Origin of the sequence: Roseburia yibonii (assembly GCF_014297335.1) — a bacterium.
GTDB lineage: Bacteria > Bacillota > Clostridia > Lachnospirales > Lachnospiraceae > Roseburia_D > Roseburia_D yibonii.
Genome location: NZ_JACOQH010000002.1, coordinates 217,811 through 237,952, shown reverse-complemented (window position 1 = coordinate 237,952; position 20,142 = coordinate 217,811). Strand labels below are relative to the sequence as shown.

General features: G+C 46.6%; 24 protein-coding genes. 4 read left to right on the top strand and 20 right to left on the bottom strand.

Features of this window, described 5'->3' with window-relative positions; translation table 11 throughout:
• Positions 1–4: 4 nt before the first annotated feature.
• The gene (locus tag H8Z76_RS03955; RefSeq protein WP_186981724.1) at positions 5–823 is read right to left on the bottom strand and encodes a M23 family metallopeptidase; all 819 of its coding nucleotides are present in this window, start codon (positions 821–823) and stop codon (positions 5–7) included.
• Positions 824–870: 47 nt separating this feature from the next.
• Here H8Z76_RS03955 and H8Z76_RS03950 point away from each other — a divergent pair, with 47 nt between their 5' ends.
• Positions 871–1,797 (top strand): hypothetical protein, encoded by a 927-nt coding sequence (locus H8Z76_RS03950; RefSeq protein ID WP_186981723.1) that lies wholly within the window; start codon positions 871–873, stop codon positions 1,795–1,797.
• A 1-nt stretch (position 1,798) separates the two neighbouring features.
• Here the strand turns inward: H8Z76_RS03950 and H8Z76_RS03945 are convergent, their stop codons facing one another.
• The 16 genes from H8Z76_RS03945 to H8Z76_RS03870 form a co-directional block, all read right to left on the bottom strand.
• Positions 1,799–2,431, bottom strand: coding sequence for a hypothetical protein (locus H8Z76_RS03945; protein WP_022515851.1), 633 nt, complete (start codon positions 2,429–2,431; stop codon positions 1,799–1,801).
• A gap of 15 nt (positions 2,432–2,446) precedes the next feature.
• The gene (coaD, locus tag H8Z76_RS03940; RefSeq protein ID WP_022515852.1) at positions 2,447–2,932 is read right to left on the bottom strand and encodes a pantetheine-phosphate adenylyltransferase; all 486 of its coding nucleotides are present in this window, start codon (positions 2,930–2,932) and stop codon (positions 2,447–2,449) included.
• Positions 2,933–2,936: 4 nt separating this feature from the next.
• On the bottom strand, positions 2,937–3,491 hold the full coding sequence (gene rsmD, locus H8Z76_RS03935) for a 16S rRNA (guanine(966)-N(2))-methyltransferase RsmD (RefSeq protein ID WP_022515853.1): 555 nt from the start codon (positions 3,489–3,491) through the stop codon (positions 2,937–2,939).
• Entirely contained in the window at positions 3,488–3,976 is a 489-nt protein-coding gene (locus H8Z76_RS03930; protein WP_147618078.1) for a CinA family protein, read from the bottom strand. The genes rsmD and H8Z76_RS03930 overlap by 4 nt, the downstream gene beginning before the upstream one ends.
• A gap of 2 nt (positions 3,977–3,978) precedes the next feature.
• Positions 3,979–4,521 carry a CDP-diacylglycerol--glycerol-3-phosphate 3-phosphatidyltransferase gene (pgsA, locus tag H8Z76_RS03925; protein WP_022515855.1) on the bottom strand — a complete coding sequence of 181 codons (543 nt, stop codon included), beginning with the start codon at positions 4,519–4,521 and terminating at the stop codon, positions 3,979–3,981.
• A 1-nt stretch (position 4,522) separates the two neighbouring features.
• Positions 4,523–5,845, bottom strand: a complete 1,323-nt coding sequence (rimO, locus tag H8Z76_RS03920) for a 30S ribosomal protein S12 methylthiotransferase RimO (protein WP_022515856.1) — start codon at positions 5,843–5,845, stop codon at positions 4,523–4,525.
• A gap of 61 nt (positions 5,846–5,906) precedes the next feature.
• Positions 5,907–6,152: a DNA-directed RNA polymerase subunit omega gene (rpoZ, locus tag H8Z76_RS03915; protein ID WP_022515857.1), complete on the bottom strand. Its 246-nt coding sequence runs from the start codon at positions 6,150–6,152 to the stop codon at positions 5,907–5,909.
• A 4-nt stretch (positions 6,153–6,156) separates the two neighbouring features.
• Complete coding sequence (gene gmk / locus H8Z76_RS03910; protein ID WP_186981722.1) at positions 6,157–6,780, bottom strand: guanylate kinase; 624 nt, start codon at positions 6,778–6,780, stop codon at positions 6,157–6,159.
• Between the two features lie 3 nt (positions 6,781–6,783).
• A complete protein-coding gene (locus H8Z76_RS03905) occupies positions 6,784–7,041 on the bottom strand; it encodes a DUF370 domain-containing protein (RefSeq protein WP_022515859.1) in 258 nt (85 codons plus the stop codon).
• A 9-nt stretch (positions 7,042–7,050) separates the two neighbouring features.
• Positions 7,051–7,929: a YicC/YloC family endoribonuclease gene (locus tag H8Z76_RS03900; protein ID WP_186981721.1), complete on the bottom strand. Its 879-nt coding sequence runs from the start codon at positions 7,927–7,929 to the stop codon at positions 7,051–7,053.
• An 80-nt stretch (positions 7,930–8,009) separates the two neighbouring features.
• Positions 8,010–8,834 carry an HAD family hydrolase gene (locus tag H8Z76_RS03895; protein ID WP_186981720.1) on the bottom strand — a complete coding sequence of 275 codons (825 nt, stop codon included), beginning with the start codon at positions 8,832–8,834 and terminating at the stop codon, positions 8,010–8,012.
• A 31-nt stretch (positions 8,835–8,865) separates the two neighbouring features.
• Positions 8,866–10,479: a phosphoenolpyruvate--protein phosphotransferase gene (ptsP, locus tag H8Z76_RS03890; protein ID WP_186981719.1), complete on the bottom strand. Its 1,614-nt coding sequence runs from the start codon at positions 10,477–10,479 to the stop codon at positions 8,866–8,868.
• Between the two features lie 17 nt (positions 10,480–10,496).
• Positions 10,497–10,754, bottom strand: coding sequence for an HPr family phosphocarrier protein (locus H8Z76_RS03885; protein ID WP_147618081.1), 258 nt, complete (start codon positions 10,752–10,754; stop codon positions 10,497–10,499).
• Positions 10,755–10,787: 33 nt separating this feature from the next.
• Positions 10,788–11,540, bottom strand: coding sequence for a glucose PTS transporter subunit IIA (locus tag H8Z76_RS03880; protein WP_186981718.1), 753 nt, complete (start codon positions 11,538–11,540; stop codon positions 10,788–10,790).
• A gap of 142 nt (positions 11,541–11,682) precedes the next feature.
• Positions 11,683–12,522, bottom strand: coding sequence for a BglG family transcription antiterminator LicT (licT, locus tag H8Z76_RS03875; protein ID WP_186981717.1), 840 nt, complete (start codon positions 12,520–12,522; stop codon positions 11,683–11,685).
• Between the two features lie 290 nt (positions 12,523–12,812).
• Positions 12,813–13,280 (bottom strand): acyl-CoA thioesterase, encoded by a 468-nt coding sequence (locus H8Z76_RS03870; RefSeq protein WP_186981716.1) that lies wholly within the window; start codon positions 13,278–13,280, stop codon positions 12,813–12,815.
• Positions 13,281–13,436: 156 nt separating this feature from the next.
• Here H8Z76_RS03870 and H8Z76_RS03865 point away from each other — a divergent pair, with 156 nt between their 5' ends.
• Together H8Z76_RS03865 and H8Z76_RS03860 are read left to right on the top strand one after the other, a co-directional pair.
• Positions 13,437–15,173, top strand: coding sequence for an Rqc2 family fibronectin-binding protein (locus H8Z76_RS03865; protein ID WP_186981715.1), 1,737 nt, complete (start codon positions 13,437–13,439; stop codon positions 15,171–15,173).
• 111 nt (positions 15,174–15,284) lie between these two features.
• Positions 15,285–15,488, top strand: a complete 204-nt coding sequence (locus H8Z76_RS03860) for an alpha/beta-type small acid-soluble spore protein (RefSeq protein WP_186981714.1) — start codon at positions 15,285–15,287, stop codon at positions 15,486–15,488.
• Positions 15,489–15,564: 76 nt separating this feature from the next.
• On the opposite strand, the gene recG is transcribed toward H8Z76_RS03860, so the two are convergent.
• Genes recG through H8Z76_RS03845 form a run of 3 tightly spaced genes read right to left on the bottom strand, consistent with a single transcriptional unit; the run spans position 15,565 to position 19,719 of the window.
• The gene (gene recG / locus H8Z76_RS03855) at positions 15,565–17,622 is read right to left on the bottom strand and encodes an ATP-dependent DNA helicase RecG (protein ID WP_186981713.1); all 2,058 of its coding nucleotides are present in this window, start codon (positions 17,620–17,622) and stop codon (positions 15,565–15,567) included.
• Positions 17,623–17,635: 13 nt separating this feature from the next.
• Entirely contained in the window at positions 17,636–19,345 is a 1,710-nt protein-coding gene (locus H8Z76_RS03850; RefSeq protein ID WP_022514847.1) for a DAK2 domain-containing protein, read from the bottom strand.
• A 14-nt stretch (positions 19,346–19,359) separates the two neighbouring features.
• Entirely contained in the window at positions 19,360–19,719 is a 360-nt protein-coding gene (locus tag H8Z76_RS03845; RefSeq protein WP_022514846.1) for an Asp23/Gls24 family envelope stress response protein, read from the bottom strand.
• Between the two features lie 220 nt (positions 19,720–19,939).
• On the opposite strand from H8Z76_RS03845, the gene rpmB reads away from it, so the two are divergent.
• Positions 19,940–20,125 carry a 50S ribosomal protein L28 gene (gene rpmB, locus H8Z76_RS03840; RefSeq protein ID WP_147618086.1) on the top strand — a complete coding sequence of 62 codons (186 nt, stop codon included), beginning with the start codon at positions 19,940–19,942 and terminating at the stop codon, positions 20,123–20,125.
• Positions 20,126–20,142: the final 17 nt, after the last annotated feature.

The window sequence follows — 20,142 nt, the reverse complement described above, 5'->3', positions numbered from 1 at the left end:
TCCTTTAATAATCATACACTAATTTTTTGTCATCGAGCGCGCACAGGACCCAGTATGGATTTACACTGACCTCATTTCCATCCGCATCATTGATATAGATCCCGATATGCAGATGCACCGGGAAATTTCCAACGGTTCCGGGCGTATCACCATACCCGCTGTCTCCCATAAAACCAAGGAGCTCTCCGGCATTTATCTCTTCTCCGACTTCAAAGTCCGCAGCATATTCCGCAAGATGCGCATAATAGAAATATCCTCCGCTCGGACTTCGGATCCCGATGCGCCAGCCGCCAAGCTTAAGCCAGCCGACCGCTTCCACTACGCCGTCCGTCATGCTGACAACGGGATAGACACCCCGCGTATTGACCGATGCCATGATATCGCAGCCTTCATGTCCCCGCTTTCCGCCGAACGTCCGGCTCTGCATCCAGGAATCGCAATAACTCACATCCATCTCTTCCCTGGTCTGTGACTGCGGTATCGGAAAATATGTGACATCCTGCCAGACCGCATCGATATAGGAAGTAAATTCATCCAGGATCGGACTTTTCTTTCGTTCCAGCTTCTTTTGCAGATGCCCGGCGGCATCCGATCCGGTGTCCCCGGTAATAAAATAGCAGAACATTCTTTCCGAAAATTCCTCTTTCTTCCCATCCGCGATCGTCTCATAGACTTCAAGCGGAACCTGTTCATCCCGAAAAGCCGTATACAGGCGATCACGGTCGATCACACAGGCAAACTCCGCCTCCTGCCTTACATGGGAAAAAAGCTGAACATCCAGACAGAGTATTCCGATCAACAGGAAAAATCCGATTTTTTTCATTTTCACACACTTGTCATATCATTTCTTCCTTAAAAATATATTGAAGTATGAGAAAAACTATTTCCGTCATTTGTGTATTTGTTTTTATTCTTTTTATATTGCTGTTCCCGGAAGTAACCGTTCATGCCGCTGCCGACGGGCTCTTGCTCTGGTATACCTCACTGCTTCCCACGCTCCTGCCGCTTGGCATTTTATCGAACATCCTGATCGCATCCGGTTATTTCCATTATATCACAAAATATCTCTATGCAGTGATAAAACCGTTTTATCCGATCAGCCGCGCCGGCGTGTTTCCTCTTTTTGCCGGCCTGCTGTTCGGCTTTCCTCTGGGCAGTAAGATCACCGCAGATCTCGTGAGCAGCCATGAAATGTCCAAAGCCGAGGGCAATATCCTGATCTGCATCTGCAATAACCTAAGCCCGGTATTTCTAAACGGCTATGTATTTTGTACCTGCTTAAAGCGCCCGGATCTTTTGCCGGTCGGAATTGTTTCTCTTTACCTTCCGCCGCTTTTTTATGGCTTTTTCGGGCTGCTCCGCTGTAAAAAGGGAACCGTTTTTTCTCCAGATACAAAAAAACCGACATCACGATCTCAACTGAATTTCAAAATCATTGACGCCGGTATTCTAAATGGGTTTGAAACCCTGACCAAACTCGGTGGCTATATCATGTTTTTTTCCATTTTGACCGCCTTCATTCGTATGTTCCCGTTCGGCAGTGAACTGACCCAGACGCTCTGCGCGGGCATCCTTGAAGTAACGACCGGGATCCATAAGACTTCCGCCATCCGTTCCTTTCCGCTGCGCTTTGGGCTCGCCCTTGGTTTTACTTCCTTCGGCGGGATCTGCGGACTGGCTCAGACTTCTTCCATGATCAAAGACGCCGGGCTTTCTACCACGCATTATCTCAGGATGAAAACGGTCTTTGCCATAAGCAGTGTCTGTATCGGTATGCTTCTTCTTTCCGGTATGTGATCTAAGAAAGCATATCGGTATTCAGATTTGCTTCACCGCTTTCAGTTTTCTCCTGTGCCTCGGAGGCAGGCTTGTCTTCTTCTGCTTCCTCGATCTCCTGCGGCATAAGCTCCGCGCGGTTCGCAGTCACAACATTCATGCAGTCCTGAAGGGAATTGATCAGGTTGTCATATCTTGCATGGGAGGAATCGATCGCATGGGAAAGGATCTCCTCTGTATTTTTTAACAGTTCATCGGTATAGCCGATCGCACCCATACGGATATCATTCGCGTCACTGGTCGCCTTGTCAAGGATCTCCTGTGCCTGCTTGGTAGCGATCATAACAACTTCATTTGCCTGCGCATACGCCTGCTGCATGATCTGATGCTCATTGACCAGTTCAGTTGTCTGCACCTGCGCCTGTGCGATGATCGCGTCCGCCTTCGCCTGCGCATCGGCAAGGATCGCTTCTTTATTGCTGATGATCTTCTGGTAACGCTTGATTTCTTCCGGTGTCTTCATACGAAGTTCTGTCAGCAACTCTTCCAGTTCTTCCTTATTGACTAATATCTTGGTACTGGATAATGGCTGAAATTTACAGCTGTCTATGTATTCTTCGATTTCCTCTATGATCTGTTCCATCCTGCTGCTCATGTACACCGCTCCTTTTTATTTTGTTATATGATATTTTGCATAAATTTTATCGATAAGCTGCTTCGGGACAAACTGGGAAATGTCGCCGCCGTAAGAAGCAAACTCTTTTACAATGGTAGAACTCAAATATGCATACTCCAGACTGGAGGTCAGAAAAACCGTATCTACCTTCGGATTGACCTTATGGTTTGTCTGTGCGATCTGAAGCTCATATTCGTAATCGGAGATTGCGCGCAGTCCGCGGATAATGATGGTCGCATCGATCTGCTCCATGAAATCCACCAGAAGTCCGTCAAAGGATGCCACCGTCACATTCGGCATCTCCCGCGTCATCTCTTTTAACATACTAACACGTTCTTCCACAGAAAACAACGAATTTTTTGCACTGTTGTTCAGCACGCCGACCACCAGTTCATCTACCATTTTTGAAGATCTCTCGATAATATCAAGATGTCCGTTTGTAATCGGGTCAAAGCTGCCCGGATAAATCGCTCTTGTCATAATTTCACTTTTCCTTTTGTAAAAACACATGTTTATTGGTTTTATAGCATTTTTCCTTCAAAACGGTATAACCAAGCTCCTCCGCGTAGGAAAAATCGGTTTCCAGCGCTGCCTCTACAATGATCTTCGCGGATGGCTTTACCAGTGAGGAATGACTTAAAAAAGTAAGTACTTCCTTTTCCAGTTCCTTTTTGTAAGGCGGATCCATAAAGATCAGATCAAACCGGTATTTGCCTTCCAGCGTACGAAGTCCCGATATCACATCGGTCTGAAGAAGTGTACACGCATCCTCAAATTTGGTAAAACGGATATTGTCCTGTATACAGGCCGCCGCGTTTTTCGCGTTTTCGATAAAAAAAGCCTTTGCGGCGCCGCGGCTCACTGCTTCCAGTCCGATCTGTCCGCTTCCCGCAAACAGATCCAGAAAATAACAGTCCGGGACATCCTGCTGGATCATATTAAACAAGGTCTCCTTGATCCGGTCCGTGGTCGGTCTGGTATCCAGACCATCTATAGTTTTTAACGGCAGACTTCTTGCCGTTCCTGCGATAATTCTCATTTTGTTTCCTCATCCAACTCTAAAATCTTTTCTTTCACAAAACATAACGCTTCTGTAACCGCATGTTTTCTTACCGTCTGGCGGTCTCCCTCAAATACGAAACGCTTTGCGGAAACCTCATCGTTTATGGCGCATCCGATGTATACAAGTCCCACCGGCTGATCCAGGCTGCCACCGTCCGGTCCCGCGATCCCGGTTGCCGAAACACAGATATTGCTGCCTGCCGCCTTTGCACCGCCGTACGCCATCGCCTCGGCTGTCTCCCGGCTGACCACCGTATAAGTCTCAATGATCTTTGGATCCACACCGAGCAGTTTTTCCTTTGCTTCATCCGAATAGGTGATATATGCCTCTTTTAAGTACTCCGATACGCCGGCCACATTGATCAGTGTTCCTGCGATCAGTCCGCCGGTACAGGATTCTGCTGTCGTAATCGTAAGATGATGTTCTCTTAACAGGGATACGACTTCTTCTTCCAGTGTCATTTTTACTTCTGCTCCTTTAATACCTGCTTATTTTTTACGATATAGTCGATCAAGGATACGACCGTTAAGATCAGCGCCACATAGGTTAAGATCACGCCGAGTACCTGGAATCCCGCATTCTGGATATCAAGGATCAGCACAATGATCATAAGCATCTGAAATACGGTTTTGAATTTGCCCCAGTAGCTTGCGGCGATCACGATCCCGTTGTCCGCAGCGATCAGACGGAATCCGCTGATGATAAATTCACGGCTGATGATGATGATGACGATCCAGCTTGCCAGCTGACCGGTCGCTACCAGACAGATCATCGCAGAGCAGACCAAAAGCTTGTCCGCAAGCGGATCCATGAATTTTCCGAAATTGGTGACCAGGTTATATTTTCTCGCGATCTTTCCATCCAGCATGTCGGTCAGACTTGCTATGATAAAGATGGCTACCGCAATGTATTTTCCGTTATCCGGGAAATAAGGTGCCAGCATGAAAAATACAAAAAACGGGATTAATATCACACGAAAAATCGTTAATTTGTTTGGTAAATTCATTTTAGATTATCTCTCCTATCAGATCATATTCATATGCGCCGGTAACTCTTACTTTCACAAAAGCACCGGACATCAGTTCTTCCTCTGTATTAATAAAGATATAGCCGTCCACACCCGGAGCATCGCGGTACGTTCTGCCCACATAAGCGTTTTCATCCGCAACCTTGCCCTCAATGAACGCCCAGATCTCCTGTCCCTTCAACTCCTCATTCTGTTCAAAGATGATCTCCTGTTCCAGTTCCATGACATCATCTTTCCAGGTGAGTTTTGTCTCCTCGTCCAGCTGATCCGGAAATTCCGCCGCCGGTGTTCCCTCTTCCGGAGAATAGGTAAACGCTCCGAGGCGCTCAAATTCCATATCATTGACAAACTGCATCAGTGTCTCATGCTGTTCCGCCGTCTCTCCCGGGAACCCGCAGATCAACGTTGTGCGCAGCGCGATATCCGGTATCTCGGTGCGCAGTTTTTTTATGATGCGCTCAAGATCCGCACGATCCGTTCTTCTTCCCATACGTTTTAAGATCGTATCATCCGCGTGCTGGATCGGCATATCCAGATAATGACAGACTTTGCTGTTGCGCTTGATGGACGCGATCAGCTCGTCGTAAATTTCTTCCGGATAGCAGTAAAGGATACGGATCCATACCAGACCCGGAATCTTATTTAACGCGTCGAGCAGCCGGTGCAGGCTCTTTTCACCATAGAGATCCACGCCGTAAAGAGTCGTCTCCTGTGCGACCAGGATCAGTTCCTTTACGCCAGAAGCCGCAAGCTCTTTTGCCTGCGCAACCAGATCTTCCAACGGTACACTGCGGTAATTTCCACGGATAGACGGGATGATACAATACGTACAATGCTTGTTGCATCCTTCCGCGATCTTAAGATACGCGTAATGCCCGCCGGTGGTAAGGATACGTCCGGCATCCGCCTTCGGCAGTCCTTCGAGTGCGGCAAAACGCTCGTATTTTTTTCCTTTTAACGCTTCGTTGACCGCGTTTACAATGGCATCATAGGAATTCGTTCCCAAAATAGCATCCACTTCCGGGATCTCTGTCTCGATCTCTTCCCGGTAGCGCTCTGCCAGACATCCGGTCACCAGAAGTGCCTTACATTTTCCCTCTGTCTTTAACTGCGCCATCTCTAAAATGGTATTGACGCTCTCTTCTTTTGCGTCATTGATAAAGCAGCAGGTATTGACCACGATAATATCTGCGTCATTCTCATCATCTGTAATTTCAATGCCGGCCTTTTCAAGCATACCGAGCATATATTCGCTGTCGACCAGATTTTTATCACAGCCAAGTGAAACAAAAAGCAGTTTCATGAAAACCTCCATATTGTGAAAAAGGGGAGCCAAATCTTTTTGGACACCCCTCCTTGTTTTTTTACTGTTCGCTTTCTTCGTCGCTCATGATCTTGACTTTTCCGGTGTAAAGCTCCTCTACCGCGATAGAGAGAGGTTTCTTTCCTTCCGGATGCGGAACTAACGGTTCGTCTCCTCCGATGATCTGTCTTGCGCGTTTCGCAGTTGCGATCACGATCGAGTAACGGCTGTTTACTACCGGTTCCTCACCGATTTCAACGTCATGGTTTACTACTTTCATAAGTTCTACATAAGATGGATGTATCATAAATTCATTCTCCTTTCAGTTCTGATTTGATCTCATTGATAAAATTTATATTTCGTGATACACGAAGTTTTTCCGCCTGGATAATGGAATGTACTTCCTCCACACAGGTATCCAGATCATCGTTTACCACAAGATAATCATACTCTTCTACGCCATCCGCTTCCTCAATGGCTCTGCCCAGACGTTTTTTGACCGTCTCGGCGTCTTCCGTTCCCCGCCCGATCAGGCGCTCCCGTAAGACATCCACCGAAGGCGGTGTCACGAAAAGGAGCAGGGTATCCGGGAACTTTTTCTTTACTTTCAAAGCGCCCTGTATCTCAATTTCCAATATCACATCTTTTCCTGCCGCAAGCTGCTGCTCAACATATGCTTTCGGCGTGCCGTAATAGTTGCCGACATACTGTGCATACTCGATCAGCGCATCCTGTCCGATCATTTTCTCAAACTGCTCTGTGGTACGGAAAAAATACTCCCGTCCGTCCACTTCTCCCGGACGCGGCTGTCTGGTCGTTGCCGAAACGGACAGCGCATATTGTTCTTCATATTTTTTCAGCAGTTGTTTCATGATCGTACCTTTTCCGGAACCGGAGAACCCGGAAACAACGATCAAAAGTCCTTTTTTCTTCATTTTTTATTCCTCTGTTTCATTTTCCCTGCCGTTAAAACGACCTGCCAGTGTATCCGGCTGGAGTGCGGACAGGATCACCTTATTTCCATCTACCAGAATGATCCCTCTTGTACGCCTTCCCTGTGTCGCATCGACAATTCGGTCTTCTTCTTTCGCCTTCTGGATCAGCCTTTTGGCCGGAGCCGAATCCGGCGTGATGATCGAAACGATCTTATCCGTATTGACTACATTTCCAAAACCGATATTTAAAAGTCTTGCCATCGTATTTTCCTATTCTATGTTCTGGATCTGCTCTCTTACTTTTTCGATATCGGTCTTTAAATTGATCCCGGTATCCGAGATTGCCAGATCATTTGCCTTGGAAAGGATCGTATTTGCTTCACGGTTCATTTCCTGCGCGATAAAATCGAGTTTTCTTCCGATACAGCCGCCTTTTTTCAATTCTTCTTCCATATTATTGATATGGCTGCGCAGCCGCACGGTCTCCTCGTCTACACAGATCTTATCGGAAAAGATCGTAACTTCTGTCGCGATCCTCGCCTCATCCATACTGGTATCCCCGAGTAATTCCGTTACTTTGGCTTCTAACTTTTCACGGTAATCACGCATGATCTCCGGGGAGCGCTCCTCGATAAAATCCACATAGGAAAGCATGACATCCAGCTTTTCCAGCAGATCCTTCTTTAAATGTTCCCCTTCTTTTTTGCGTGATTCCACGAACTGTACGGCAGCACCACGGATCGCACGCTCCAAAAGCGGCCAGACGGTATTTTCATCGATCTCCTGTTCCTCCAATGTAAAGACTTCCGGGTAACGGGAAAGCGTGCTCGTCTTGATGTCATCCTCAAGCCCGAACTGTTCCGCCATACGCTTTAAATGTGTTAAATATTCCGCGGCAACTGCCTCGTTGTAATTCAATGTGAAATTATTCTCCGTATAGTCTTCATAAGTAAAGAACACATCCACTTTTCCTCTCTGGATATATTCTTTTAACAGACTGCGGATCGCTCCCTCAAACAGATTTAATTTTTTCGGAAGCTTTATGTTCATATCGAGATAACGATGATTTACTGATTTTAGCTCTACGGCGATCTTGCGGTTGCCCTCTAAGATCTCACATCTTCCAAATCCTGTCATACTCTCAATCATCGTGTTCACCTTCTTATCCTGTATTCTACTTTCATGCACAGATAAGGTATATTATAGATGATAAATTTATATTCGTCAAATCAAATTAACTGAAGCTTTAAAAAAGCTTTATAAATGCCATCTTCATCGACAGCATCTGCCACCATGTCCGCCCGCGCTTTCAATGCTTCGATCGCATTTCCCATCGCAACACCGCATGCGGCAAAATCGATCATTTCCATATCATTCGCGCTGTCTCCAAACGCGATGGCATCCTCTTTTGTCTGCCCCACATGAGAAAGATATGCCTGCATCCCGGTTGCCTTATTGATCCCCGCGATCCCGATCTCTCCACTGTTTCGCTCGGTCTGCTTAAAGCTCATATCCGTAACCGAAAAATCCGGGGCAAGATCCTTTTGCACCTGCGCAACCGTAAACGGCGCCAGCTGATACACCACTTTTTCGGATCTTTCGTAATTTACGATATCCTCGCGCACCATCAGTTTCCCCTCGAGATCCGCGCGCTGTTTTTCTGTCAGTTTCATAATCTCGCGATACACCCGCTCTGCCTGCTCGTGGCACCGGTTGTTGATCAGTGTACCGACATCCGTCTGCACTGTATAGAAAAATTTATTTTCCTCAAGATAAGAAATGAGCCGTTTTCTCGGCTCAGGTTTGATATAGTGATGAAATAATTCTTTTCCATCCGCGATCACAAAAGCTCCGGCTCCTCCGATCATTCCGTCAAACGGCAGCGACCGGATCTCCTCGGATATCTGATAGCGGCTCCGGCCGGTGCAGACCACCAGCCGGTGGCCTGCCTGTTTTGCCAGAGTAAGTGCTTTCTTCGCAGATTCCGGAATTTTTCCGCCAAAGTCTGTCAGCGTTCCGTCAATGTCAAGAAAAATCACTTTCTGATTACTCATTGTTCTGTTCTGCACTCCTTGATCCCTTGTCTTATTCCGCTTCACGGATCGCCTTGCGGACCGGAAGGATGCATCCCGGAGATACGGACAGTTCATCCAGTCCCATCTGAAGGAAGCGCTCTGTCAGTTCCGTATCCGCGCCCAGCTCTCCACAGATGCCTGCCCAGATGCCTGCCGCATGCGCATTTTTAACTACGCGTTCGATCAGGCGGAGCACTGCCTCGTGATGTGGATTGTAGAAGCGGTCCAGCTTGCTGTTCTGCCTGTCGATCGCCAGTGTATACTGTGTCAGATCATTGGTTCCGATACTGAAAAAGTCTACTTCTTTCGCAAGTTCGTCACTCATCACTGCTGCCGCCGGTGTCTCGATCATGATTCCCTGTTCTACTTCACCGAACGGAATGTTCTCCGCAGTCAGTTCCACTTTTACTTCCGCAACGATCTCTTTGATCTGGCGTACCTCATCCACGGAAATGATCATCGGATACATGATCGCGATATTTCCGTAATTGCTTGCGCGGAACAGCGCGCGTAACTGTGTTTTGAAAATTTCCGGCTGTGTCAGACAGATACGGATCGCACGGTAGCCAAGTGCCGGATTGTCTTCTTTTCCGAGATTGAAATAATCTACCTGCTTGTCCGCTCCGATGTCTAACGTACGGATGATGACTTTTTTGCCCGCCATGGTCTCTGCCACTTTGCGATATACGGCAAACTGTTCTTCTTCTGTTGGGAAATCATCCTTTTCCAGATACAGGAACTCGCTTCGGAACAGTCCGATTCCGCCCGCGTCATTTTCCAGTACGCTTGCAAGATCGGATACATTTCCGATATTGGCATAAAGATTGATCTTCTGTCCGCTCTTTGTCACATTCTCTTTTCCTTTTAAGGTGAGCAGCAGTTCCTTCTGTTCTTCGTCTTTCTTTTTCTTTTCCTCATATTCGGCAAGTGTCGCTGCATCCGGATCTACAATGATCTTTCCTGCATAGCCATCCAGGATCGCCATCTTACCATTCCAGGAAGTCTCGATATCCACACTGATGAGCGCCGGGATACCCATGGTTCTCGCAAGAATTGCCGTATGGGAGTTTGCGGAGCCAAGATGTGTTACAAATCCGAGAAGTTTGCTCTTATCCATCTGTACCGTTTCACTTGGTGCAAGATCTTCCGCAACAATGATAACCGGATCTTCTCCGATATCGGATGCGGTATCATTTCCGTTTAAGATCGTGATCACGCGTTCGGAAATATCCTTGACATCCACGGAACGTGCCTTGAAATATTCATCATCCATATCCGCGAACATTTTCGCGAAATTATCACCGGTCTGCGCAACCGCGTATTCCGCATTTACATTCTGTCCTTCGATCAGGTTATGGATGGAATCAATGTAATCGCCATCATCCAACATCATGGCATGTACATCGAAGATCTGTGCGTTTACTTCGCCAACTTCCTTGAGTGCCTTCTCATACAGTGCATGCAGCTGATCGATCGCTTTTTGTTTCGCGTCCTCAAAACGCGCTACCTCCACCTGGGTATCTTCGATCTTTCTTCGTGATACCTGGTTTTCCGTCTTTGCGAACACACGAACTTTTCCGATCGCGATTCCATGGAAAACTTTCTTTCCTTCTCTAATTTCCATCTTTGGATTCTCCTTACTTACAGATTTGCTTCAAAAAACTGTTTTAAAGCTTCGATCGCTTTTTCTTCATCAGCGCCTTCTGCGGATACGGTTACCTCGTCTCCACATTTGATTCCCATGCCCATAACTGCCATCAGTCTTGTAACATCTGCTTCTTTTCCTTTTGCTGCAAGTGTGATCTTTGACTCAAAAGCTTTTGCTTCTTTTGCGAGCATTCCTGCCGGTCTTGCGTGAATTCCGATTTCGTCCTTGATTACATAATTGAATGATACCATAATGTTGTCCTCCTTATTTTTGACTCATTTGATTTATAATATTTTTATTAATGTTTCTCCTGCTTCCACAGTTGGCAAAGCAGTTGGAACAATGTTTCCATATTGATCTGAATTGGTGACGATCACAGCCGTCGTTGTTGCGTAACCGGCGGATCGCAATGCTTCAAGATCCACTTCAAGGAGCAGCTCTCCGGTTTTTATCCGGTCGCCCTGTTTCTTTTTGGGGGAAAATCCCGTTCCGCTTAACTGAACGGTGTCCACACCGACATGGATCAGTATCTCGGGTCCCGCTTCTGCCGTCAGGCTGATCGCGTGTCCCGTCGAAAAAAATGTGGTGATCGTTCCATCTGCCGGCGCATAAATTTTTCCATCCGATGGAAGGATCGCGGCTCCCTGACCAAGCACGCCGCTTGCGAACGCTTCGTCTTCGATCTGTGAAAGAGCGATCACCCGGCCGGATACCGGCGCCGCAATGTGGATTTCCTTTTCTCCCGGCTGTCCCGGCTTTTGCCTGGTCCCCGGTTCTTCTCCGGGAACACCCGCACAGCTTACAAGTTCGGCAAAAACTTCTTTTACCTGACTGCCGATCATGATCTGCAGCTGTCCGCCGCGCCAGAACGTTCCGGCGATTCCATCCATGGCGTTTAACGCATCCAGATCCGCTTTTTTATCATCCTTTAATTCCAGACGCAGCCTTGTCACACAGTGTGTCATATGGATGATATTGTCTTTTCCACCGATGTGAGAAAGAATGTTTTCTGCCAACGCGGCATACTTACGTTCCATAGTTTTCCCCTCCATTCCCAAAATTATTTTTCTTCTTACTGAATATAGGAAAACCCGAACGAAATCAAGACTACTGCCTTTTCATTTCATCCGGGTTTTGCCGACCAAACGTAACAATCCCAATTCTATTTATTTAACGATTCTAATCCGAACTGTTCCTTCGGATAATTCTCGCGATGTGCATCGTAAGATAGGTAAGTTCCTCTTCTTCCACCTCATACTTCATACGCTTTTTCATATAAGTGCGGATCTTATCCGCACAGGCATATTCCTTCGGATAGCGTGTCCGTATGATCTCGTCCAGTTCCGGGTCTTCATTGTCATAGCTGGCATTCTGCACCGCGCGCTGTAAGAAAAACTTCAGATGCGTGACGAAGCGTTCGTAAGAGAGCTCGCTCTCATCAATCTCAACGTTAAAGGTGTAACGGACAATATTTAAAATGTCCTTTATCATCTCCGGGACAGTTCCCGCTTTGCGGATATCACCATCCATCTCCGCGTTCACAATGTGGAGTGCGATAAATCCTGCCTCATCCTCCGACAGCTCCACACCGGTCTTCTCTTTGACCAATGCCACCGCCCTGCATCCGATCTGGAATTCCTCTTCATAGAATTTGCGGATCTCCCAAAGCAATGCATTCTGGAAAACCGTTCCCTGTTTCTGGCGCTCGATCGCGCAGTCCAGATGATCGGTCAGCGTAATGTAAATGTTCTTATTTAAATGACGCTTTAATGTCCTGGCTGCATACTGAATGATCTCCTCCGCCATCTTAATATGCTCATACGGCATATCGCTGACCAGACGCTCATACTGATTGGTGTGTTCTTTGGGAAGCTGGAAAATCTTTTCAATCCTGGATGCATCTACCAAATCTCCTGCTTTCTTCTGAAAGCCGACGCCCTTTCCCATCACAACCACTTCACGTTTTTCATCATCCAGTGAACTGATCACATTGTTATTAATGACTCTCAAGATCTGCATGCCAAAAACCCCTTACTGCCAGCTTCTTACCCATTGTCACACAGCCGCAGACATATTTGTCGAACTCTGTTGCCTTCCAAAGCAAAAAAGCTGGTATTATACCTCCTATTAACGATTTCAATAAATCCATTCATAATAAAAAAGTATAACCCAGTCTTGCCTCGTATGAGTAACAATCTGTTCTTGTTTTCTATGGGTACATCATACTATGATTTTTTCCGTTCGTCAATCACAATTTGAAATATTGTACACTCAACATAATTTCATGCAGCCGTTTTTGTACAACTTTTCTAAAATCCTTCCTTTTTTCTCTGGATCCGCAGCTCCCTGCGTCTTTTTCCGGCTTCCCACTCGGCTTTTTCACTCTCCGTCTCCAAAATGACCGACGGTACTTTCGTTGGACTCCCGTCCTTGTCCACTGCGACCAGTGTCAGATACGCGCGGTTGATCGGTCTCCGTATTCCGTCTAACGTCTCCACATAGGTGTCCACGCGAACCTCCATGGAAGTCGTTCCGACGTAAGTAAGTCTTCCCGCAAGCACCAGCAGATCATTCTGATATGCCCCACGGATGAAACGGAGATTGTCCACGGACGCCGTGATCACATTGCACTGGGAATGGCGGATCCCCACCAGCCCGGCGGCTTCATCGATCCATTCCATCAGCCGTCCTCCGAAAAGTCTTCCCGCCCCGTTCAAATGCTCGGGTCTTACCTGATACACCTGTTCTATTTTCGAATCCGAAATCTTTTTTTCCATAAATAACTTCAATCCTTTCCGTCTGTTTAGTATAGCACAAAACATCCGGCGCCATCCATATCTTTTACATTGTATTTTTCCCCTGCTATCGTGTATAATAAATGTTTAGATACTGCGGCAGTAAACCTTCCGCAGAGAACTGGAGGTACAATAATCATGGCTTTGGATGGAATTGTCATTGCCAATCTGGTACATGAATTAAACGAAACGGTTTTAAATACAAGGATCAGCAAGATCGCGCAGCCGGAAACGGACGAATTACTTTTTACTTTAAAAGGAAAGGACGGACAGAAGCGTCTGCTCCTCTCCGCAAGTGCTTCCCTTCCGCTCATTTATCTGACCGGGAACAACAAGCCAAGTCCGATGACTGCGCCGAATTTCTGTATGCTGCTGCGCAAGCATATCGCAAACGGACGCATTACAAAGATCTGGCAGCCGGATATGGAGCGTATCATCAATTTTGAGATCGAACATTTAAACGAACTCGGCGATCTGTGCCGTAAAACACTGATCGTAGAGATCATGGGAAAGCACAGCAATATCATCTTCTGTGATGACACCGGAAGGATCATCGACAGTATCAAACATATTCCGGCGCAGGTAAGCTCCGTCCGTGAAGTCCTTCCCGGGCGCGACTATTTCATTCCGAAAACACAGGAAAAATACAATCCCCTGCATACCGATCTGGATTTTTTCCGCTCGCATGTATGTAAAAAACCGATGAGCATCTCAAAGGCGATCTACTCTACATACACCGGGATCAGCCCCGTCATCGCAAACGAGATCTGCCACCGCGCTTCCATTGACGGAGATCAGGCGACCGATGCGCTGAGCGAGGATGCCGCACTGCATCTGTACCACAATTTTTCCTGGATGATGGAGGATGTCACCGCATGCAACTTCTCTCCGAATATCATTATGAACGGAAAAGAACCGGTTGAATTCAGTGCCTTCCATCTTTCGATCTATGAGGATTCCACCTGTGTGGATTACCCTTCGATCTCCGCTGTTTTGGAACAGTATTATGCAAAAAAGAACGAATACACCCGTATCCGCCAGAAATCCGTGGATCTGCGAAAGATCGTATCCAACACCCTCGAGCGGGAACGGAAAAAATACGAGCTTCAGAAAAAGCAGTTAAAGGACACCGAAAAACGGGAAAAATACAAAGTATACGGCGAACTGCTCACAACTTACGGCTATCAGGCAAAGGAAGGTGACAAAAGCCTTGAGGCGATGAACTATTACACCAACGAGATGATCAAAATCCCACTTGATGAGACACTCTCCCCTTTGGAAAATGCGAAAAAATATTTTAACAAGTACGCGAAATTAAAACGGACTTACCAGGCTTTGACCGAACTCACCACGGAAACCGAAACCGAGATCGAGCACCTCGAATCCATCGCCACCTCACTCGACATCGCGACACAGGAGGATGATCTTTCCGAGATCCGCGAGGAACTTGTCGCTTACGGTTATCTCCGCAAAAAGAGCGGCGAAAAGAAGAAAAAGTCCAAAAGCAAACCGCTTCACTATGTTTCCTCCGACGGCTATCATATGTATGTGGGCAAAAATAATTACCAGAACGATGAACTCACCTTTAAATTTGCTGTGGGAAACGACTGGTGGTTCCACGCCAAGGGCATGCCGGGATCACATGTCATTGTAAAGACCAACGGAGATGAACTCCCGGACGCGACTTTTGAGGAAGCGGCAAAGCTTGCCGCCTACTATTCCAAGGGCAGGGAAAATCCAAAAGTTGAGATCGACTATCTGGAAAAGAAAAATGTGAAAAAGCCAAGCGGAGCCGCTCCCGGTTTTGTGATCTACTACACGAACTACTCGATGCCGATCGAACCGGACATCACAGGGATCACACAGATCGAGTAATAAAATTTTTGTAAAATTATAAGAACTTTCCAGTTTAAACTTCGGATTTTGTCACATACTATTCCTGTAACAAAAGGTTACAATCCATTCAACCACAAGGAGGAATATGATATGACATCATCTAACAGAACTGCTGTACCGGAAGCAAAAAGCGCACTGAATAGATTCAAATACGAAGTAGCAAGTGAACTGGGAGTTCCACTTTCCGATGGGTATAATGGTGATCTGACCTCCCGGCAGAATGGCTCTGTCGGCGGCTACATGGTCAAAAAAATGATCGAGGCCCAGGAAAGACAGATGGCAGAAAAAGAATAATCTCTTTTTGCCCGTAAAATAAAAGAAAAGCTGTTGCCAGAACTTGGATAAAATTCCCGCTTCAGCTTTTCTTTTTTTAAAGATTTAACATTCCGCTCTGCTCCTGCCAGTAGCTGTCGATCCGTTCTTTCAATCCACGGTTCTGCTCTGTTTCCAGCAAAAAATCAGCCTTTAAGATCGCATCGCATTCCTCGGACGCCTGTTTTAACACTTCCGCGTCCTGATAAATATCGCCGAGTTTAAAATCCATCACACCGCTCTGACGGATCCCGAAAAAGTCTCCGGGCCCGCGCAGCTTTAAATCTTCACTTGCAATATAAAATCCGTCATTTGATTTGTTTAAGATCTGAAGGCGTTTGGATACCTGTCCACTGTCCGATCCGTTCACCATAATGCAGTAAGACTGCGCGTCTCCTCTGCCCACACGTCCTCTGAGCTGATGCAGCTGCGCAAGTCCGAAGCGTTCCGCGTTTTCGATCATCATCACCGTCGCGTTCGGCACATTCACGCCGACCTCAATGACGGTAGTGGAAACTAACACCTGGATCTCGTTTTTTAAAAACTGTTCCATGATCCTGTTTTTCTCATCTGCTTTCATTTTTCCATGCAGACAGGCGACCACGATCCGCTCATCCAGCTGTGACCGGAGTTTTTCGGTATAATCGGTCACATTTTCGCAGTCCGAATTTTCACTTGCCTCCACCAGCGGACAGATCAGGTAAACCTGATGTCCAGCCGCCACTTCCTTCTGGATAAAATTGTAGGCTTTGGGACGGTACGCCGTGTTGACCACACAGTTTTTGATCGGCAGGCGCTTTGCCGGCACTTCATTCATGACAGAAATATCCAGATCCCCGTAAAGAATGATCGCGAGCGTACGCGGTATCGGTGTTGCGCTCATGACAAGGATATGCGGATGACAGCCTTTTAATGCCAGCCGCTCCCGCTGTTTCACACCAAAGCGATGCTGTTCATCGGTAATGACCAATGCAAGGTTCTGATAGATCACTTTTTCCTGGATCAGCGCGTTTGTCCCGATGATCATCGCATTCGGAAACAGCTGAATGCGCTCATAGGCATCTCTTTTCTGCTTTGGCGTAAGGGAACCTGTCACCAGAATCACCGGTATGTCAAGCCCGAACTGCCTGCAGTTTTCCAGAAACGTCTCATAGTGCTGTCTCGCAAGCACTTCCGTCGGTGCCATGATCGCAGACTGCAGTCCGTTGTGCGCCATCTCCGCCATTGCAAGGAATGCCACGATCGTCTTTCCCGATCCGACATCTCCCTGAACCAGACGCTGCATCACATAGTTTCCGTGTACATCCGCGCGGATCTCCTCCAGTGTATGCTTCTGCGCCCCTGTCAGCGGATACGGAAGCTGGCCGATCAGCTGTTCCACGAAATCATCATCGACCAGTGTAAACGGATTTTCCTCTTTCTGCGTAATTTCTTTCTGCTTACGCATATTTAAGATAAAAAGGAAAAACTCATCAAAGACCAGACGGCGTCTTGCCACGATCAGATGGGCCATATCATCCGGGAAATGGATCTGCCGGATTGCCTCGGCATACGGGATCAGATCATATTTTTGCAGCAGTTCTTCCGGCAGATACTCTTTTAACAGTTCATCCGACGCAAGTGCCTGGCGCACCGCCTTTTGCACCGCGTGATTGGTCAGCCCGAATGCCAGCGGATACACCGGAGTCAGGTTGTTCTCCACACTGTCATATTGTTCTGCCGTATAGATAGTCGGCTGTTCCATTGCAAGATCCTTGTTTTTTGCAATGACTTTTCCATAGAAAACATAGACGTTTCCAGGTTTTAACATATTTTTGATATAAGGCATCCGAAACCAGATAAACTGCATCGTCACCCCGTCCGCCTCCGCGTGTGTGGTGGTGATCTGCATCCTCCGTGTCTTTCTCACAAGCGGCGTGTTCTGTATCCGCACCACAACTGCCGCCGTCTCGCCGACAGCCACCTCGCTTATGTATTTTCTCTCTGGAAATTTTACATAATCCCGGGGATAATGAAGGAGTATATCACGCAAGGTGTATACTCCTATCTTTTGAAACAGTTTTTCTGTTTTTTCGCCAATGCCTTTGAGTTCCCGAATCGGCGAATTTAATTCCATTCCTGTTCTCCTGTTATTCTACTGAAATCACATAGTAATAGATCGGCTGTCCGCCAAAGTGAACCTCGATCTCTACATCCGGATTGTCTTCCTGAATGTCCTCTGCCAGCTTATTTGCCGCTTCTTCGTCTGTCTCAGCGCCATAGTAGATGCAGATAATGGAAGATTCTTCGTCTAACATCTGCGCAACCATATCCTTGGTCACCGCTTCCATATCAGCTCCGACAGAGAGGATCGTCTTATCGCCGATTCCCATGTAATCGCCCTGTCTGATCTGCTTGTCATCGATCACGGTATCTCTGACTGCATAAGTCACCTGACCGGTCTTTACATTATCAAGTTCCTCTGTCATACGTTTCGCATTGTCCTCCGCGGATGACTCCGGAATATAATTGATGAGCGCGGTAATACCCTGCGGTACGGTTCTGGTCGGAATGACAAAGATATTTTTATCTTCTACCAGAGAAACTGCCTGATTCGCCGCCAGAATGATGTTCTTATTGTTCGGCAGGATAAAGATGTTCTTTGCGTTTACTTTCTCGATCGCATTTAACATATCTTCCGTACTCGGGTTCATGGTCTGACCGCCTTCGATGATATAGTCAACGCCCAGTCCACGGAAGATCTCATTGATCCCTTCTCCGATCGATACAGAGATAAATCCCATCTCTTTTGGCTCTTCCTGTGTCTTTTCTTCTGCTGTCTCTTCCGTTTTGTCTTCCGGGAGACCTGCCGCCTGCATTTCTTTTTCTTTCATGGCGGAAACTTTCTCATCCCGCTCAAGCTTCATGTTTTCGATAATGATCGTAGTCAGGCTTCCATAGGTCAGCGCACGCTGCATTGCCATACCCGGATCATTGGTATGTACATGTACCTTTACGATCTCATCATCCGCTACCACAACGATAGAATCACCGATGGATTCCAGATAGGATTTGAATTCATTTTCTTTCTTGCTGCTAAACGGTTTATCCAGCATGATCAAAAACTGTGTACAGTAAGTAAATTTGATCTCCTGATTTGCCTGTGCGTCAATATAAGGATTCGATGCACTCTCAGCCGTCTGCTTCTTTGGTGCGGCACCTTCGATCGTATAGTCGATCTCCTTGCCGAGCAGTGCGTCCAGTCCGCCCTTTAAGACCTGAACGAGTCCCTGTCCGCCGGAATCCACTACACCTGCCTGTTTTAAGACCGGAAGCATATCCGGGGTCTTTGCGAGTACCAGGTCTGCCTCTTTGATCACTTCTTCGATAAAGAATACCAGATCATCGGTCTCATCGACCAGCTCTAACGCCTTATCCGCTCCGCCCTTTGCAACGGTAAGGATCGTACCCTCCTTCGGCTTCATAACCGCCTTGTAAGCAGTCTCGACTGCTTTCTGAAGTGCGTCACAGAGTACATTGACATCGATCACGTCATACTCCGCGATCACCTTGGCGAATCCACGGAATAACTGGGATAAGATTACACCGGAGTTACCTCTGGCTCCTCTTAAAGAACCGGATGAAATTGCCTTTGCAAGGGATTTCATGTCCGGATTCTCAAGTGCGCTCACTTCCTTTGCGGCAGACATGATCGTCATCGACATATTGGTTCCGGTATCACCATCCGGTACCGGAAATACATTCAATTCATTGATCCATTCTTTCTTTGCATCCAGATTTTTGGCTCCAGCCAGAAACATCTTCGCCAGAACGGACGCATCTATTGTATTGATTTCCAACTTAAAAATCCTCCTTAATCAATTACTCTGACACCCTCTACGAAAATGTTGATCTTCTCAAGCTCCATTCCCGTAAATTCTTCTACTTTATATTTTACTGTCTCAATCAGGTTATCAGATACGGTACTGATGCTAACGCCATAAGAAATGATCACATGAAAATCAATCGTGATTTTGTTGTCTGCATTTACAACTACATTGATACCGTGTGTGAGATAGTCTCTCTTTAACAGTTTTACAAGGCCATCTTTCATATTTACAGCAGCCATACCGACAATTCCGAAACACTCTACTGCCACTGAGCCGGCATAAGTCGCGATTACGTCTGGATCGATTACGATTTTTCCATACTGAGTTTCCATTTGTCCTCTCATAATTTGCCCTCCATATATCTTACCGGTTGCACAATGCCCACTGCACTGAATCCAGTATGTGATATATTATAACCTGTTTTTTGCAAAAAAGAAACAGCAATTTCAGGATTTTATAATTTTTTCAAATTTTTCCTTGCATTTTATATTGGTTTCTGTTATTATATACACGTTGTGAGCCTGCGCGACAGCAGGTTTAGTATATTCCAAGGAGGTGCTGGCGATGGCAAAATGTGCAGTTTGTGGAAAAGGCGCTCATTACGGAAACAATGTGAGCCATTCTCATAGAAGATCGAATAGAATGTGGAAATCAAACATCAAATCTGTAAAATGTAAAGTAAACGGAACTCCGAAGACACTTTATGTATGTACTTCCTGTTTGAAATCCGGAAAAGTTGAAAGAGCTTAGAAAATTAGAACTGTCGA

What these genes read in the sequence shown, in the direction of transcription:
- H8Z76_RS03955 (WP_186981724.1), bottom strand. Translation starts at nt 823, where the DNA reads ATGAAAAAAATCGGATTTTTCCTGTTGATCGGAATACTCTGTCTGGAT.
- H8Z76_RS03950 (WP_186981723.1), top strand. Translation starts at nt 871, where the DNA reads ATGAGAAAAACTATTTCCGTCATTTGTGTATTTGTTTTTATTCTTTTT.
- H8Z76_RS03945 (WP_022515851.1), bottom strand. Translation starts at nt 2,431, where the DNA reads ATGAGCAGCAGGATGGAACAGATCATAGAGGAAATCGAAGAATACATA.
- coaD (WP_022515852.1), bottom strand. Translation starts at nt 2,932, where the DNA reads ATGACAAGAGCGATTTATCCGGGCAGCTTTGACCCGATTACAAACGGA.
- rsmD (WP_022515853.1), bottom strand. Translation starts at nt 3,491, where the DNA reads ATGAGAATTATCGCAGGAACGGCAAGAAGTCTGCCGTTAAAAACTATA.
- H8Z76_RS03930 (WP_147618078.1), bottom strand. Translation starts at nt 3,976, where the DNA reads ATGACACTGGAAGAAGAAGTCGTATCCCTGTTAAGAGAACATCATCTT.
- pgsA (WP_022515855.1), bottom strand. Translation starts at nt 4,521, where the DNA reads ATGAATTTACCAAACAAATTAACGATTTTTCGTGTGATATTAATCCCG.
- rimO (WP_022515856.1), bottom strand. Translation starts at nt 5,845, where the DNA reads ATGAAACTGCTTTTTGTTTCACTTGGCTGTGATAAAAATCTGGTCGAC.
- rpoZ (WP_022515857.1), bottom strand. Translation starts at nt 6,152, where the DNA reads ATGATACATCCATCTTATGTAGAACTTATGAAAGTAGTAAACCATGAC.
- gmk (WP_186981722.1), bottom strand. Translation starts at nt 6,780, where the DNA reads ATGAAGAAAAAAGGACTTTTGATCGTTGTTTCCGGGTTCTCCGGTTCC.
- H8Z76_RS03905 (WP_022515859.1), bottom strand. Translation starts at nt 7,041, where the DNA reads ATGGCAAGACTTTTAAATATCGGTTTTGGAAATGTAGTCAATACGGAT.
- H8Z76_RS03900 (WP_186981721.1), bottom strand. Translation starts at nt 7,929, where the DNA reads ATGATTGAGAGTATGACAGGATTTGGAAGATGTGAGATCTTAGAGGGC.
- H8Z76_RS03895 (WP_186981720.1), bottom strand. Translation starts at nt 8,834, where the DNA reads ATGAGTAATCAGAAAGTGATTTTTCTTGACATTGACGGAACGCTGACA.
- ptsP (WP_186981719.1), bottom strand. Translation starts at nt 10,479, where the DNA reads ATGGAAATTAGAGAAGGAAAGAAAGTTTTCCATGGAATCGCGATCGGA.
- H8Z76_RS03885 (WP_147618081.1), bottom strand. Translation starts at nt 10,754, where the DNA reads ATGGTATCATTCAATTATGTAATCAAGGACGAAATCGGAATTCACGCA.
- H8Z76_RS03880 (WP_186981718.1), bottom strand. Translation starts at nt 11,540, where the DNA reads ATGGAACGTAAGTATGCCGCGTTGGCAGAAAACATTCTTTCTCACATC.
- licT (WP_186981717.1), bottom strand. Translation starts at nt 12,522, where the DNA reads ATGCAGATCTTGAGAGTCATTAATAACAATGTGATCAGTTCACTGGAT.
- H8Z76_RS03870 (WP_186981716.1), bottom strand. Translation starts at nt 13,280, where the DNA reads ATGGAAAAAAAGATTTCGGATTCGAAAATAGAACAGGTGTATCAGGTA.
- H8Z76_RS03865 (WP_186981715.1), top strand. Translation starts at nt 13,437, where the DNA reads ATGGCTTTGGATGGAATTGTCATTGCCAATCTGGTACATGAATTAAAC.
- H8Z76_RS03860 (WP_186981714.1), top strand. Translation starts at nt 15,285, where the DNA reads ATGACATCATCTAACAGAACTGCTGTACCGGAAGCAAAAAGCGCACTG.
- recG (WP_186981713.1), bottom strand. Translation starts at nt 17,622, where the DNA reads ATGGAATTAAATTCGCCGATTCGGGAACTCAAAGGCATTGGCGAAAAA.
- H8Z76_RS03845 (WP_022514846.1), bottom strand. Translation starts at nt 19,719, where the DNA reads ATGAGAGGACAAATGGAAACTCAGTATGGAAAAATCGTAATCGATCCA.
- rpmB (WP_147618086.1), top strand. Translation starts at nt 19,940, where the DNA reads ATGGCAAAATGTGCAGTTTGTGGAAAAGGCGCTCATTACGGAAACAAT.